The organism is Pseudomonas sp. CHM02 (genome assembly GCF_000612585.1).
In the GTDB taxonomy this organism is placed as follows: domain Bacteria; phylum Pseudomonadota; class Gammaproteobacteria; order Pseudomonadales; family Pseudomonadaceae; genus Aquipseudomonas.
In genome coordinates this window covers 38,605-53,484 of the sequence record NZ_JFCA01000047.1, presented here as the reverse complement: position 1 = coordinate 53,484, position 14,880 = coordinate 38,605, and the positions used below count along the sequence as shown (strand labels likewise).

At 60.6% G+C, this 14,880-nt stretch carries 10 protein-coding genes; 2 read left to right on the top strand and 8 right to left on the bottom strand.

Annotated elements, in window-relative coordinates:
- Nucleotides 1–9 precede the first annotated feature (9 nt).
- From BM70_RS0124525 to BM70_RS0124495, 6 genes are all read right to left on the bottom strand, one after another.
- Nucleotides 10–531 (bottom strand): DUF6586 family protein, encoded by a 522-nt coding sequence (locus BM70_RS0124525; RefSeq protein ID WP_025858486.1) that lies wholly within the window; start codon nucleotides 529–531, stop codon nucleotides 10–12.
- Nucleotides 532–659: 128 nt separating this feature from the next.
- Nucleotides 660–3,281 (bottom strand): type I DNA topoisomerase, encoded by a 2,622-nt coding sequence (gene topA / locus BM70_RS0124520; protein ID WP_025858485.1) that lies wholly within the window; start codon nucleotides 3,279–3,281, stop codon nucleotides 660–662.
- A 114-nt stretch (nucleotides 3,282–3,395) separates the two neighbouring features.
- The gene (locus BM70_RS0124515; protein ID WP_010212074.1) at nucleotides 3,396–3,632 is read right to left on the bottom strand and encodes a DUF1653 domain-containing protein; all 237 of its coding nucleotides are present in this window, start codon (nucleotides 3,630–3,632) and stop codon (nucleotides 3,396–3,398) included.
- A 96-nt stretch (nucleotides 3,633–3,728) separates the two neighbouring features.
- Nucleotides 3,729–4,904, bottom strand: a complete 1,176-nt coding sequence (gene fadA, locus BM70_RS0124510; RefSeq protein ID WP_016975260.1) for an acetyl-CoA C-acyltransferase FadA — start codon at nucleotides 4,902–4,904, stop codon at nucleotides 3,729–3,731.
- Nucleotides 4,905–4,933: 29 nt separating this feature from the next.
- On the bottom strand, nucleotides 4,934–7,081 hold the full coding sequence (gene fadB, locus BM70_RS0124505; protein ID WP_025858484.1) for a fatty acid oxidation complex subunit alpha FadB: 2,148 nt from the start codon (nucleotides 7,079–7,081) through the stop codon (nucleotides 4,934–4,936).
- A 619-nt stretch (nucleotides 7,082–7,700) separates the two neighbouring features.
- Nucleotides 7,701–8,138 carry a hypothetical protein gene (locus tag BM70_RS0124495; protein WP_025858483.1) on the bottom strand — a complete coding sequence of 146 codons (438 nt, stop codon included), beginning with the start codon at nucleotides 8,136–8,138 and terminating at the stop codon, nucleotides 7,701–7,703.
- 105 nt (nucleotides 8,139–8,243) lie between these two features.
- On the opposite strand from BM70_RS0124495, the gene BM70_RS0124490 reads away from it, so the two are divergent.
- A complete protein-coding gene (locus BM70_RS0124490; RefSeq protein ID WP_025858482.1) occupies nucleotides 8,244–8,684 on the top strand; it encodes a universal stress protein in 441 nt (146 codons plus the stop codon).
- Between the two features lie 158 nt (nucleotides 8,685–8,842).
- Here the strand turns inward: BM70_RS0124490 and BM70_RS0124485 are convergent, their stop codons facing one another.
- Nucleotides 8,843–10,765, bottom strand: a complete 1,923-nt coding sequence (locus BM70_RS0124485; RefSeq protein WP_025858481.1) for an ATP-binding cassette domain-containing protein — start codon at nucleotides 10,763–10,765, stop codon at nucleotides 8,843–8,845.
- A 213-nt stretch (nucleotides 10,766–10,978) separates the two neighbouring features.
- Here BM70_RS0124485 and BM70_RS0124480 point away from each other — a divergent pair, with 213 nt between their 5' ends.
- Nucleotides 10,979–12,907 carry a transglycosylase SLT domain-containing protein gene (locus BM70_RS0124480; protein ID WP_025858480.1) on the top strand — a complete coding sequence of 643 codons (1,929 nt, stop codon included), beginning with the start codon at nucleotides 10,979–10,981 and terminating at the stop codon, nucleotides 12,905–12,907.
- Between the two features lie 158 nt (nucleotides 12,908–13,065).
- On the opposite strand, the gene BM70_RS0124475 is transcribed toward BM70_RS0124480, so the two are convergent.
- Entirely contained in the window at nucleotides 13,066–14,850 is a 1,785-nt protein-coding gene (locus BM70_RS0124475) for an ABC transporter ATP-binding protein/permease (RefSeq protein WP_177326585.1), read from the bottom strand.
- Between the last annotated feature and the right edge of the window lie 30 nt (nucleotides 14,851–14,880).

The window sequence follows — 14,880 nt, the reverse complement described above, 5'->3', positions numbered from 1 at the left end:
ACACAATCATCAGCACTCGTTGAGGCCTTCGCGAAAGCGCAGCGCCATCTTTTTCAGTTCCTGGCGCCAGCCTTCCAGCTCTTCCCGGCTCAACGGCTTGGGCTCTTCCTCTTCCACCGCAACCGCTACGATCAACGGCTGGGTCACATCCCCCTTGGGCACATGAGGAATACGCGGCGGCTGGAACATGTCGGCATGCGCCTTGAGCAAGCGTGCGATCCAGCTGTCGGGGCTTTGGGCCATTTCCACCAGCTCGGCCAGTTCAGGGATTGCCATGGCTTCCAGCACGTCGCGATTCATGATCATTTCTGCACGGGGTGAACCGGCCTGGGGCAGGCGGTAAAACCCGGCGATTTCATGACACAGGCCCAGCAAGGCGCCGTACAAGTGGAACAACGCCGCTTCACGCCCCGCCTGGACCAGCGCGATGGCATTCATCTCCTTCCCTTCCTCGGCACGACCAAGGGCTTCCAGGGACAGACCCGCGAAGTAAATTTTCTGGTTGGTACGGGTATAGAGTTCGTTGGCCATGACGGCAATCTCCACAACGAATAAGCGTGATGCTGGCTTAACAGTGTCAAGGATCAGCCGAGCGCACTGCAAGTACAAAGAAAAAGGCCGCCTATGCAGGCGGCCTTTGTATTTCGCAGATCAGTCGATCAAGCGCCCTGACGCTTGTCCTCGACCTTCCACTTACCGCCGTCGTAGAACGCCTTCCAACCGGTCGGCTTGCCATCCACTTCGGACTGCACGTACTGCTCCTTGGTCTTGCGACTGTAGCGGATCACGGCTGGACGACCATCCGGGTCCTTCTTCGGCGCTTCGCACAGGAAGTGGTACTTCGGATCGATCTCGTCCTTGTGCGGCACGATTTCCAGCACCAGCGGTGCACGGGTCTCGCGGTTTTTCGGGAACTGGCTGGCAGCCAGGAACAGCCCCGACGCGCCGTCACGCAGGATGTAGGTGTCGTTGACCTTCTCGCACTTGAGCTCGGGCATCTTCACCGGATCCATCTTCGGCGGCGCCGCGTCACCGCTCTTCAGCAGCTTGCGGGTGTTCTTGCACGTCGGGTTGGTGCAGCCGAAGAACTTGCCGAAACGGCCGGTCTTGAGCTGCATCTCGCTGCCGCACTTGTCGCACTCCAGGCTTGGGCCTTCATAGCCCTTGATGCGGTAGCTGCCCTCTTCGATCTCGTAGCCGTCGCAATCCGGGTTGTTACCGCAGATGTGCAACTTGTGCTTCTCATCGAGCAGGTAGGCGTCCATCGCGGTGCTGCAGATCGGGCAACGGTGCTTGCCACGCAGCACCAGCGACTCGGATTCACCCTCGTCGTCCGCCGCGATTTCATCACCCGGCACCAGGTTGACCGTGGCCTTGCAGCGCTCTTTCGGCGGCAGGCTGTAGCCCGAGCATCCGAGGAACACGCCGGTGGACGCGGTACGAATCTGCATCGGACGGCCGCAGGTCAGGCACGGGATGTCGGTCATCACCGGCTGGTTGGCGCGCATGCCGCTCTCAGGGCTTTCGGCCACTTCGAGTTTCTTCTTGAAGTCGCCGTAGAACTCGTCCAGCACGTTTTTCCAGTCGCGTTCGCCCTGGGCCACGTCATCGAGGTTCTCTTCCATGCCGGCGGTGAAGCCGTAGTCCATCAGGTTGGAGAAGCTCTCGGACAGACGCTCGGTGACGATATCGCCCATCTTTTCCGAGTAGAAACGACGGTTGTGCAGCGCCACATAGCCGCGATCCTGAATGGTAGAGATGATCGCCGCGTAGGTCGAAGGACGACCGATGCCGCGTTTTTCCATCTCTTTGACCAGGCTGGCCTCGGAGTAGCGGGCCGGGGGCTTGGTGAAGTGCTGGGACGGGTCGAGCTTGATCAGCTTCAACGTATCGCCCTGGGCCATGTCCGGCAGCACGTCATCATCGCCTGGCTTGGCGATCTGCGGCATCACACGGGTGTAGCCGTCGAACTTGAGGATGCGGCCCTTGGCACGCAGCTCGAAGTCCCCAGCACCCACGCTCACGGTGGTGGACAGGTATTGCGCCGGCAGCATCTGGCAGGCCAGGAACTGGCGCCAGATCAGCTCGTAGAGACGCTCAGCGTCGCGCTCCATGCCACTGAGCTTGCTTGGCTCGGTGTTGGCATCGGACGGACGAATCGCTTCGTGAGCCTCTTGTGCGCCTTCCTTGCTGCTGTAGACGTTCGGCTTCTCCGGCAGGTACTTCTTGCCGAACTCGCTTTCGATGTAAGTGCGCGCCATGGCGACCGCGTCCACCGACAGGTTGGTGGAGTCAGTACGCATATAGGTGATGTAGCCGGCTTCGTACAAGCGCTGGGCCATCATCATGGTCTTCTTCACACCGAAGCCCAGGCGGTTGCTCGCGGCCTGTTGCAGGGTAGATGTGATGAACGGCGCCGACGGCTTGCTGCTGGTCGGTTTGTCTTCACGCTTGACGATGCTGTAGCTGGAAGACTTGAGTTTCTCCAGCGCGGCCATGGCCTGGGCTTCGTTCAGCGGCTTGAAGGCCTCGCCTTTCTCGCGGGCCACTTCGAAGCGCACGTTGGCGCCCTTGGCGGTGCCGAGGTCGGCGTGGACTTCCCAGTATTCTTCGGGGATGAACGCACGAATCTCGCGCTCACGCTCCACCACCAGCTTCACCGCTACCGATTGCACACGGCCGGCGGACAGGCCACGGGCGATCTTGGCCCACAGCAGTGGCGAGACCATGTAGCCCACGACACGGTCGAGGAAACGCCGGGCCTGCTGGGCGTTCACACGGTCGATGTCCAGTTCGCCCGGCTTGGAGAAGGCTTCCTGGATGGCTTTCTTGGTGATTTCGTTGAACACCACGCGCTTGTAGCGGCTGTCGTCACCGCCGATGGCTTCCCGCAGGTGCCAGGCAATGGCTTCCCCTTCGCGGTCCAAGTCCGTCGCGAGATAGATGGTGTCAGCATCCTTGGCGAGCCGGCGCAGCTCTTCGATGACCTTTTCCTTGCCTGGAAGGATTTCGTACTTGGCCTTCCAGCCATGATCCGGGTCCACCCCCATGCGCGAGACCAGCTGCTTGCGCGCTTTCTCTTTAGGGGTGAGTACCGGACCTTCGCCCGCAGACGCCTTGCCGCGCTTGGCGGCTGGCTCCTTGCTGGCGCTAGCCGAACCGCTGGTGGGCAGGTCTCGGATATGGCCGATACTCGACTTCACCACGTACTCGTTGCCCAAGTACTTGTTGATGGTCTTGGCCTTAGCCGGGGATTCCACAATGACCAGCGATTTGCCCATGGATCGGAAAATTCCTGAATTCGAGAAGTGAAAGGCAGTTGGCGCCTGTCGCGGCAACGCTATATATAGTGGCAACAAGGTGAGGTCAAGCGCAGCATTCTGCGCGGCCTGCCGTTATTGCCCTGAAAAAAGACTGGGTTCGGCCTGGACCAAAGCAAAGCGCGGGACCTGCTCGCCGTCAACTTCGACAGTCTCCAGGAACATGCTCAATGGGCGTACCCAAAAGCCGTAATCGCCATACAGTGCTTGGTAAAACACCACTTCTTCTTCGGTCTCGGAGTGTCGCGCCACACTGAAAACACGGTACTGCGGACCTTTATAATGCTGGTAGAGCCCTGGTTCGACTTTCATGCTCTGGCCCTCTTACAAAATTTGTTAAAAAAAAATACAAAACCGCCAAAAAACAAAAACCGGGGCACTGGGCCCCGGCTTCCGTCAACCCAACGCTTAGACGCGTTCGAAGACGGTGGAAATGCCTTGGCCGAGACCAATGCACATGGTGGCTACCCCGAGGTTGCCGCCATTTTGCTTCATCACGTTAAGCAAAGTGCCGGAGATACGCGCACCGGAGCAACCGAATGGGTGGCCCAGGGCAATCGCGCCGCCGTGCAGGTTAACCTTCTCATTCATCTTGTCGAGCACTTTCAGATCTTTCAGCACGGGCAGGGCCTGTGCGGCGAAAGCTTCGTTGAGCTCGAAGAAGTCGATGTCGTTGATGGTCAGGCCCGCGCGCTTCAAGGCTTTTTGTGTGGCCGGTACTGGACCATAGCCCATGATCGCCGGGTCCACACCCGCCACAGCCATCGAACGGATCACGGCCAGCGGCTGGATACCCAGGTCCTGGGCACGCTGCGCCGACATCACGATCATGCACGAGGCACCGTCGGTGATCTGCGACGAAGTGCCGGCTGTCACGGTGCCGCCCTTTGGATTGAACGCCGGCTTCAGAGCCGCCAGGCTTTCCAGGGTGGTGTCCGGACGAATGGTTTCGTCGTAGTCGAACAGCTTCAGGAAACCGTTCTCGTCATAGCCGTTCATCGGGATGATTTCATCCTTGAACTTGCCTTCCACAGTCGCCTTGTGGGCGAGCTGGTGGGAACGAAGGCCGAACGCGTCCTGGGCTTCGCGGGTAATGCCGTGCATTTTGCCGAGCATTTCCGCAGTCAGGCCCATCATGCCCGAGGCTTTCGCGGCGTACAGCGACATGTGCGGGTTAGGGTCGACGCCGTGCATCATGCTGACGTGGCCCATGTGCTCCACACCACCGACCACGAACACATCACCGTTACCGGTCATGATTGCCTGGGCGGCCGTGTGCAGCGCGCTCATCGACGAACCGCACAGGCGGCTGACGGTCTGGCCGGCCGCGGTGTGCGGGATCTGGGTCATCAACGAGGCCATGCGCGCGATGTTCCAGCCCTGCTCCAGGGTCTGGTTGACGCAGCCCCAGATCACGTCCTCGACTTCGTTCGGGTCGACCTTGACGTTGCGTTCCAGCAACTTGCTGATCAGGTGCGCCGACATGTCTTCGGCACGGGTGTTGCGGTGCATGCCGCCCTTGGAGCGGCCCATCGGTGTGCGACCGAAGTCGACAATCACCACGTCTCTTGGATTCAAGCTCATAAATATTCTCGCTCTAGTCGTCTGGGCGCTTAACCGAAGAAGCTCTGGCCGTTCTTGGCCATTTCACGCAGCTTCGCGGTCGGGTGGTACAGCGGGCCCAAATCAGCGTATTTGTCAGCCAGGGCAACGAACTCAGCCACACCGATCGAATCGATGTAACGCAGTGCACCACCACGGAATGGAGGGAAACCAATACCGTACACCAGGCCCATATCGGCTTCGGCGGCGGTCTCGACGATGCCGTCTTCCAGGCAACGCACGGTTTCCAGGCACAGGGCGATCATCATCCAGTTGATGATGTCCTCGTCGGACACCTCACGCTGTTCGTAGATGACCGGAGCCAGCACTTCGTGCACCGACGAGTCGGCCACTTTCTTCTGCTTGCCCTTCTTGTCGGCCTCGTAGGCGTAGAAGCCCTTGCCGTTCTTCTGACCCAGGCGCTTGGCCTCGTACAGCGCGTCGATCGCCGAACGGCGGTCGTCTTTCATGCGGTCCGGGAAGCCTTCAGCCATTACGTCGCGACCATGGTGGCCGGTGTCGATGCCGACCACGTCCATCAGGTACGCCGGGCCCATCGGCCAGCCGAATTTTTCCATGACCTTGTCGATGCGTACGAAGTCCACACCGGCGCTGACCAGTTTGGCGAAACCGCCGAAGTACGGGAACAGTACGCGGTTGACCAGGAAGCCCGGGCAGTCGTTGACCACGATCGGGTTCTTGCCCATTTTCTTGGCGTAGGCAACGGTGGTGGCAATCGCCAGCTCGCTGGACTTCTCGCCACGGATCACTTCCACCAGCGGCATCATGTGCACCGGGTTGAAGAAGTGCATGCCGACGAAGTTTTCCGGACGCTTGAGGGCCTTGGCCAGCAGCGAGATGGAAATGGTCGAGGTGTTCGAGGCCAGGATGGTGTCGTCTTTGACCTGGGCTTCGACTTCAGCCAGTACCGCTTGCTTGACCTTCGGGTTCTCGACAACGGCTTCGACCACCAGGTCGACGTGGCCGAAATCACCGTAGGACAGCGTAGGACGAATGCCGTTAAGCACTTCAGCCATTTTCGCTGCGGTCATGCGACCTTTGTCCACACGTCCGACCAGCAGCTTGGCGGCTTCCGCCAGGCCTTGCTCGATACCGTGCTCGTTGATGTCCTTCATCAGGATTGGCGTGCCTTTGGACGCCGACTGATAGGCGATTCCGCCGCCCATGATACCGGCGCCGAGTACGGCAGCCTGTTTCACGTCCTTGGCAATTTCGTCGTAGGCCTTGGCTTTTTTCTTCAGTTCCTGATCGTTCAGGAACAGGCCGATCAGGCTTTGTGCAGCCGAGGTTTTCGCCAGTTTGACGAAGCCTGCAGCTTCCACTTCCAGGGCTTTGTCGCGACCGAAGTTCGCGGCTTTCTGGATGGTCTTGATCGCTTCAACCGGCGCCGGGTAGTTCGGGCCGGCCTGGCCAGCCACGAAACCTTTGGCGGTTTCGAACGACATCATTTGTTCGATGGCGTTGAGCTTGAGTTTTTCCAGCTTCGGCTGACGCTTGGCCTTGTAGTCAAATTCGCCACTGATGGCGCCCTTGATCAGGTTCAGTGCGGCTTCGGCCAGTTTGTCCGGGGCAACCACAGCGTCGACGGCACCGACTTTCAGTGCATCTTCAGCCTTGTTTTCCTTGCCGGCGGCAATCCACTCGATGGCGTTGTCGGCACCGATCAGGCGCGGCAGGCGCACGGTGCCGCCGAAACCCGGGTAGATGCCCAGCTTGACTTCAGGCAGGCCGATCTTGGCCGTGGCCGACATGACACGGAAGTCTGCCGCCAGGCACATTTCCAGGCCGCCGCCCAACGCGATGCCATTGATCGCGGCAACGGTCGGTACGTTGAGGTCTTCAAAATCGCTGAAAATCTTGTTGGCTTCGAGGTTGCCAGCCACGAGCTCGGCATCGGGCAGCTTGAAGTTGTCGACGAATTCGGTGATGTCAGCGCCGACGATGAACACGTCCTTGCCGCTGGAAACGATCACGCCCTTGACCGAAGCATCTGCTTTGATGGTGTCTACGGCCTGACGCAATTCATTCAGGGTTAGACGGTTGAACTTGTTGACGGACTCACCCTTGAGGTCGAATTTCAGTTCGACGATGCCACTTTCAAGAGCCTTAACCGTGATGGCTTTACCTTCGTAAATCATCAACTGATCTCCACGATATGGAAGCTGAACAGTACACACTGGACGCTGGCCTCTGGTTGGACACTGACAGTTGCGTCAATGCTCATGCCAATCCGCCAGGCACACCCGCCAATGCGATAGTCGGGATTCTGTATGAGCAGTCTGACAGACAAACGCTCAATTCATACGCCCGTTTGATTTGGGTACGCCACCTTCATCCAATTCCGGGCAATTGTCAATCGCTCGAAAGGCTAGGAAAAACGCGACTTTCCAGTCATTTCAGAACCCCAACCCTAAGCCCGCGACTCGTCAATATTCAAATATTCACGGAATCAATAATAGAAAAGATGTGGGAAAAGGCTGTACAGAACGGGATATGCCGCTAGGCTAGCGACAACCGTAACGCGTCTGGATGAACATCCGACGCAGGAACCACCGATTTACCGGCCTGCCTGGCCAACTCCAGCCCGATGATGATGTCGGGCTTTTTATTGCCTGCCGTTTTCCATGATTTGCACGCCCTTTGTAGGAGCCCGGCTTGCCGGCGATGGGGCCCGCAAACATTGCGCCAATCTTGAGAACGCCATCGCCGGCAAGCCGGGCTCCTACAGGGGGTTGTCGCAGGCCGCCAGGGTCGGTGTCAGGCCAAGGCCTTGAGCAGCGTATCGATTGCCTTCAACACGCTCGCCTCACCCTTCTCGCCCCAATACAAGGCGATCATCTGCTTGTCGGCCTCAACCTTGTAGACGTTGGCCGGCAGCGCTGCAAAATGCGGCAACAACTTCTCATCCACGCACACTTCGCGCCACTGATTGACCCACACACCCGGCTCCAACTGCCAATAACTCCAGATGTCCGGCGCGCTGCCGCGCCGCGGGCGACAGTACTGCGCGCAAGGGCTCGGCGGCTCTTGCTTGAGCCAGTGCGGCCACTCCTGGGGGGCCAGTTGCATGGCCAGGCCGATGCGGCGCGCCTCCATGCGCAAGGCCATGCGCCCGCTCTGATGGCGCGAAGGGCGCAGCCATGCCAGCGGGCTCAGAACCACCACAAGGATTGACACCACTATCCAGACCGTCATATGTGTACTCCCGAATTTCTAGATGAGCGGATTTGATCTGACGCAACCCCATTCGCTTGAAAGCAGCCATACTGAATCTATTGCAGTCCCCTGGAGGAACGCCCCATGTCCTACGAACATATTCTGGTCGCTGTCGACCTGACCGAAGAGTGCGATCCAGTGATCAAGCGCGCCCGCGCCTTCGCGGTCGCCAGCAACGCCAAGCTGTCGCTGGTGCATATCGTCGAACCGATGGCCATGGCCTTTGGCGGCGACGTGCCCATGGACCTTTCCCAACTGCAGCAACAACAGTTCGATCAGGCCAAGGAGCGCCTTGAGCGCTTGATCGTCAAATACCCGGAAGTGACCAAGGAAAACTCCCACCTCACTTACGGCCAACCGCGCCAGGAAATCCACCACCTCGCCAAGGAACAGGGCTGCGACCTGATCGTGGTCGGCAGCCATGGCCGTCACGGCCTGGCGCTGCTGCTGGGCTCCACCGCCAATGACGTGCTGCACGGCGCGCCGTGCGATGTGCTGGCGGTGAAGCTGGTCAAAAACGCATAACCCCTTGTAGGAGCTGGCTTGCCAGCGATAGCGGACCGTCAGCCACCAGAGGTATCAACTGACAGAATGCAATCGCCGGCAAGCCGGCTCCTACAGGTTCATATAAAAACCCGGTGCTCATCAGATGAACACCGGGTTTTTTAATGCACTGGAATCAATCAGGCATCCAGCTCGGCCCAACGCTCAACCAACGCTTCCAGCTCCTGGTTCAACGTCTCCAGGGAAGCGATGACCTTGGCGGTTTCTGCCGCCGGACGCAGGTAGAACCCACCGTCAGCCATTTCCGCTTCTACTGCGGCGATCTGCTGTTCCTTGGCGTCGATATCACCCGGCAAGGCTTCCAGCTCGCGCTGCAGCTTGTAGCTGAGTTTCTTCTTGGCCACCGGCGCAGCTTCCTGGGCCGGTGCGGCAGCTGCGGCCACAGGCGCCACGACTGCCGAGGTGAGGTCAGCCTTGCCGGATTTGCTCTCGGTCACGCCCAGCAGGCGTGGCGAACCGCCCTGGCGCAGCCAGTCCTGGTAACCGCCGACGTATTCACGCACCTTGCCTTCACCTTCGAAGACCAGGGTGCTGGTCACCACATTGTCGAGGAATGCCCGGTCGTGACTCACCATCAGCACGGTACCGTTGAAGGTCAGCAGCACTTCTTCCAACAGCTCGAGGGTTTCCACGTCGAGGTCGTTGGTCGGTTCGTCGAGTACCAGCAGGTTGGCCGGCTTGCTGAACAGCTTGGCCAGCAGCAGGCGCGCACGCTCACCACCGGACAAGGCTTTTACTGGCGTGCGTGCGCGTTGCGGGCTGAACAGGAAGTCACCTAGGTAGCTGAGTACATGGCGGCTCTGCCCGTCGATGTCGATAAAGTCGCGGCCTTCGGCAACGTTGTCGATGACGGTCTTTTCCAGGTCCAACTGATGGCGCAGTTGGTCGAAGTAAGCCACGTCGATGCGTGTGCCTTCTTCAACGGTGCCGCTGGTCGGCTGCAGGCCGCTGAGCATCAGCTTGAGCAAGGTGGTCTTGCCGGTGCCGTTGGCGCCCAGCAGGCCGATACGGTCGCCGCGCTGCAGGACCATGGAGAAGTCCTTGATCAGGAACGGACCGTCCGGGTGATGGAAGCTGACGTTCTCCAGCACCATCACCTGCTTGCCCGACTTGTCGGCGGTGTCCAGCTGGATATTGGCCTTGCCGGTGCGCTCGCGACGCTCGCTGCGCTCGACGCGCAGGGCTTTCAGGGCACGCACGCGGCCTTCATTACGGGTGCGACGGGCCTTGATGCCCTGGCGAATCCAGACTTCTTCCTGGGCCAGTTTCTTGTCGAACAGCGCGTTGGCGGTTTCTTCGGCCGCCAGTGCGGCTTCCTTGTGCACCAGGAAGCTGGCGTAGTCGCCGTTCCAGTCGATCAGGCCACCACGGTCCAGTTCGAGGATGCGGGTTGCCAGGTTCTGCAGGAAGGACCGGTCGTGCGTGATGAACAGCACGGCGCCCTGGAAATCCTTGAGGGCTTCTTCGAGCCAGGCGATGGCGCCGATGTCCAGGTGGTTGGTTGGTTCGTCGAGCAGCAGCAGGTCGGGCTCGGACACCAGCGCCTGGGCCAGCAGCACGCGACGACGCCAGCCACCGGACAATTCGGCGAGGGTCTTGTCGGCCGGCAATTGCAGGCGGCTCAAGGTGCTGTCGACGAGTTGCTGCAGGCGCCAGCCGTCACGGGCTTCGAGGTCCTGCTGGACGTGCATCAGTTTGTCCAGGTCTTCTTCGGTGACGCAGTTCTGCGCCAGGTGATGGTATTCGGCGAGCAGTGCACCCACGCCGTCGAGGCCTTCGGCAACCACGTCGAACACTGTCCGTCCGTCGGCCACCGGCAATTCTTGCGGCAATTCGCCAATCTTGAGGCCCGGGGCGCGCCAAACAGAGCCGTCATCGGGCTTCTGGTCGCCTTTTACCAGCTTCATCATGCTGGACTTGCCGGTGCCGTTGCGGCCGATGATGCACACCCGCTCACCACGGGCGATCTGCCAGGACACCTTGTCCAACAACGGCATAGCGCCGAAAGCAAGGGACACATCGCTGAATTTGAGCAGGGTCATACGCTTCTCCAAAAACTGGGCGCGCATTCTACCTGAGTTGAGGGTGGGATGCGGCCGGCATTTTCGCTGCCGACACGTTCTGTAGGACATTTCCAGTGAACTTGAACGAACCGGCCGGCAAAGCTTTCACCGGCCGCTGGCAAAAGGCTAAGCTAGGGGCAATCAGTGTCGGCGGTGCCGGCGCTAGTCGTGATTTCTCTGCACGGACGTCTCATGCGCAGTCGCCTTTTCAACTTTTTATCTTGTCTGCTTCTTTCCGCCACCGCCGTTCAATCCGCCCAGGCCGTGGACCTCACCACCCAACGTCAATATTACGATGAAGCCAAACGTGCCCTGGCCAAGGGCGATACCGGCCCGTACATGCAATACAGCCAGGCGCTGGCTGACTACCCGCTGACACCGTACCTGGCCTACGACGAACTGACCGCCCGCCTGAAAACCGCGAGCAACCAGGAAATCGAACAGTTCCTCGCCAAGAACGGCGACCTGCCCCAGGCCAACTGGATGAAACTGCGCTGGTTGCGCTGGCTGGCCGAGCGTGGCGACTGGCAGACCTTTGAAAAGTACTACGACGCCAAGCTCAATTTCGTCGAACTGGACTGCCTGCATGGCCAGTTCCAGCTCACCCACAATCTGAAGGCCGAAGGCTACAAGACCGCCGAAAAACTGTGGATGACCGGCAAGTCCCAACCGACGGCCTGCGATGCCACCTTCGGTCAATGGGCAGCTGACGGCCAACTCACCGAACAGAAGATCTGGGACCGCGCCAAACTCGCCGCCGAAGCACGCAACTACGCGCTGGCCAACAGCCTGGTGAAAACCCTGCCCACCCTCGGTGCCCAAGGTCGCTTGATGGTGGACGTGGCGCAAAAGCCCGACATGCTCAGCGACCCATCGCGTTTCCTGCCGGCCACCGAAGCCATGTCTGACGCCGTAGGCCTGGGCCTGCGCCGCCTGGCACGCCAGGATCCGGACAAGGCCATGGCCCTGCTCGACGGCTACGCCAGCAGCATGCACTTCTCACGTGACGAAAAAGTGTCGATCGCCCGGGAAATCGGCCTCACCCTGGCCAAGCGCTATGACCCGCGCGCCCTAGAGGTCATGACTAAGTACGATCCCGAACTGCGCGACAACACCGTCTCCGAGTGGCGCCTGCGCCTGCTGCTGCGCCTGGCCCGCTGGGAAGATGCCTACCAGTTGACCCGCAAGCTCCCACAAGACCTGGCCACCACCAACCGCTGGCGCTACTGGCAAGCCCGCAGCCTGGAACTGGCCGAGCCGAAGAACCCGCAAGCGCTGGTCTTGTACAAGAACCTGGCGCAAGAACGCGACTTCTACGGTTTCCTCGCCGCGGATCGCTCCAAGGCTCCGTATCAATTGAAGAACAAGCCGTTGCTGATGAGCCAGGCGCTGGTCAACAAGGTGCGCAACACCCCGGGTGTACGCCGCGCCCTGGAGTTCTATGCGCGCGGCCAGGTGGTGGATGGCCGCCGTGAGTGGTACCACGTGAGCCGTCACTTCAACCGCGACGAGATGGTTGCCCAGGCCAAGCTGGCCTACGACATGAAGTGGTATTTCCCGGCCATCCGCACCATCAGCCAGGCACAGTACTGGGACGACCTGGACATCCGCTTCCCGATGGCCCATCGCGACACACTGGTACGCGAAGCCAAGGTGCGTGGCCTGCATTCCAGCTGGGTGTTCGCGATCACCCGTCAGGAAAGCGCCTTCATGGACGACGCCCGCTCCGGCGTCGGCGCCAGTGGCCTGATGCAACTGATGCCCGGCACCGCCAAGGAAACCGCACGCAAGTTCAGCATTCCCCTGGCCTCCCCTGCCCAGGTGCTGGACCCGGACAAAAACATCCAGCTCGGCGCCGCCTACCTGAGCCAGGTGCACAGCCAGTTCAACGGCAACCGCGTGCTCGCTTCCGCCGCCTACAACGCCGGCCCCGGCCGTGTGCGTCAATGGCTGCGCGGCGCGGATCACCTGAGTTTCGACGTGTGGGTGGAAAGCATCCCGTTCGACGAAACCCGCCAGTATGTGCAGAACGTGCTGTCTTATTCGGTGATCTACGGCCAGAAGCTCAATTCACCCCAGCCGCTGGTGGATTGGCATGAGCGGTATTTTGATGATCAGTAACACTATGATGCAGGAGCGAGCTTGCTCGCGAAGAACCTGAGGGCACCGCGTAAAACAGAACAACGGCGTTATCGTTGACGTTTTTCGCGAGCAAGCTCGCTCCTACAGAGGCACAGATGCCCGCATTGAGAGATGCGGGCTTTTTTATGGGTGGGATTTTAGTGTGAGGCGGGCTCTTGCACCCCGTCACTGAACTGCAACGCCGCCAACCGCGCATACAGCGGGTTGCTCGCAATCAACTGCTGGTGCGTCCCGATTGCCACCAGTTTGCCCTGGTCCATCACGGCGATGCGGTCGGCGTTCTTCACCGTGGCCAGCCGATGGGCGATCACCAGCGTGGTGCGGCCCTGCATCAGTTGCGGCAGCGCTTGCTGGATCAGGTGTTCACTCTGGGCATCGAGGGCGCTGGTGGCCTCGTCCAGCAGCAGGATGGGCGCGTCCACCAACAAGGCGCGGGCGATGGCCAGGCGTTGCCGTTGGCCGCCGGAGAGGCCCATGCCGCCGTCGCCGAGGTGGGTCTGGTAGCCGTCGGGCATTTGCAGGATGAAGTCATGGGCATGGGCAATGCGCGCCGCGGCTTCGACCTGTTCCGGGGTGGCCGTGGGGTTGCCGTAGCGGATGTTCTCTTCGACGCTGCCAAAGAACAGCGCCGGGCTCTGGGACACCAGCGCGAAATGGCGGCGCAGGTCCATGGGGTCGAGTTCGGTCAGCGGGTGGCCTTCCAGCAGGATGCGGCCGTGCTGGGGGTCGTAGAAACGCAGCAACAGGTCGAAAATCGTCGACTTGCCCGCACCGGACGGCCCCACCAGTGCCAGGGTTTCACCGGGGTTGATGGTCAGGTCAAGGCCGTCGATGGCGTAGCTGTCGGGCCGTGAAGGGTAGGAAAAGCGCAGGTCTTGCAGCGCCATGCGGCCGCTGACCCGCGCCGGCAGTTGGACGGTGCCGGTGGCGGGCGCCTGGATGTCGTTGTTCGACTGCAACAACTCGCCAATGCGCTCGGCGGCACCGGCGGCCCGTTGCAGCTCGCCGAGCACTTCACTCAGGGTGCCGACCGCACTGCCGACGATCAGGCTATAGAACACAAACGCCGCCAGCTCACCGCCGGAAATGCGCCCGTTGATCACGTCCATACCGCCGACCCACAGCATCACCCCCACAGCGCCGAGCACCAGCATGATCACCAGGGTAATCAGCCAGGCACGCTGGGTGATGCGTTTGCGCGCAGTGATGAACGCGTCTTCCACGGTCACGGCGAAACGCTGTTCGTCCTGCACCTGATGGTTGTAAGCCTGCACGGTCTTGATCTGGCCGAGGGTCTCGGACACATAGCTGCCCACGTCCGCGATGCGGTCCTGGCTTTGGCGCGACAGGCTGCGTACGCGCCGGCCGAAGATCAGGATCGGCGCCAGCACCAGCGGCAATGCGACCACCACGATACTGGTGAGCTTGGGGTTGGTCACAAACAACAGCACGATGCCACCGATGACCATCAAGGCATTGCGCAGGAACAGCGACAGCGATGAGCCGATCACCGATTGCAGCAAGGTGGTGTCGGTGGTCAGCCGCGACTGGATTTCCGAACTGCGGTTGTTCTCGTAGAAACCCGGATGCAGGTAGATCAGGTGGTTGAACACCTGCCGACGGATATCTGCCACCACCCGTTCGCCGATCCACGACACCAGGTAAAACCGTGCAAACGTGCCCACCGCCAGGCCCAGCACCAGCACCATGAACAGGCCGATGGACTGGTTGAGCAGGTGCGGTGACTGGGTCATGAACCCTTGGTCCACCAGCAGGCGAATGCCCTGCCCCATCGACAAGGTGATACCGGCCGTGACGATAAGCGCCAACAGCGCGCCAAGCGCGTGCCAGCGGTAAGGCGCAATGAAGCGGCTGGCCAGGCGAATTGCACGGCGTTGACGGACTGAGAACATGGAGGGCATCACCTGCGCAGGGGAGATAAGTATCTACAC

Excerpts from the sequence above, each read along its gene's own strand:
- fadA (WP_016975260.1), bottom strand. The coding sequence starts at position 4,904 with ATGAGCTTGAATCCAAGAGACGTGGTGATTGTCGACTTCGGTCGCACA.
- BM70_RS0124525 (WP_025858486.1), bottom strand. The coding sequence starts at position 531 with ATGGCCAACGAACTCTATACCCGTACCAACCAGAAAATTTACTTCGCG.
- fadB (WP_025858484.1), bottom strand. The coding sequence starts at position 7,081 with ATGATTTACGAAGGTAAAGCCATCACGGTTAAGGCTCTTGAAAGTGGC.
- BM70_RS0124495 (WP_025858483.1), bottom strand. The coding sequence starts at position 8,138 with ATGACGGTCTGGATAGTGGTGTCAATCCTTGTGGTGGTTCTGAGCCCG.
- BM70_RS0124480 (WP_025858480.1), top strand. The coding sequence starts at position 10,979 with ATGCGCAGTCGCCTTTTCAACTTTTTATCTTGTCTGCTTCTTTCCGCC.
- BM70_RS0124485 (WP_025858481.1), bottom strand. The coding sequence starts at position 10,765 with ATGACCCTGCTCAAATTCAGCGATGTGTCCCTTGCTTTCGGCGCTATG.
- BM70_RS0124515 (WP_010212074.1), bottom strand. The coding sequence starts at position 3,632 with ATGAAAGTCGAACCAGGGCTCTACCAGCATTATAAAGGTCCGCAGTAC.
- topA (WP_025858485.1), bottom strand. The coding sequence starts at position 3,281 with ATGGGCAAATCGCTGGTCATTGTGGAATCCCCGGCTAAGGCCAAGACC.
- BM70_RS0124475 (WP_177326585.1), bottom strand. The coding sequence starts at position 14,850 with ATGCCCTCCATGTTCTCAGTCCGTCAACGCCGTGCAATTCGCCTGGCC.
- BM70_RS0124490 (WP_025858482.1), top strand. The coding sequence starts at position 8,244 with ATGTCCTACGAACATATTCTGGTCGCTGTCGACCTGACCGAAGAGTGC.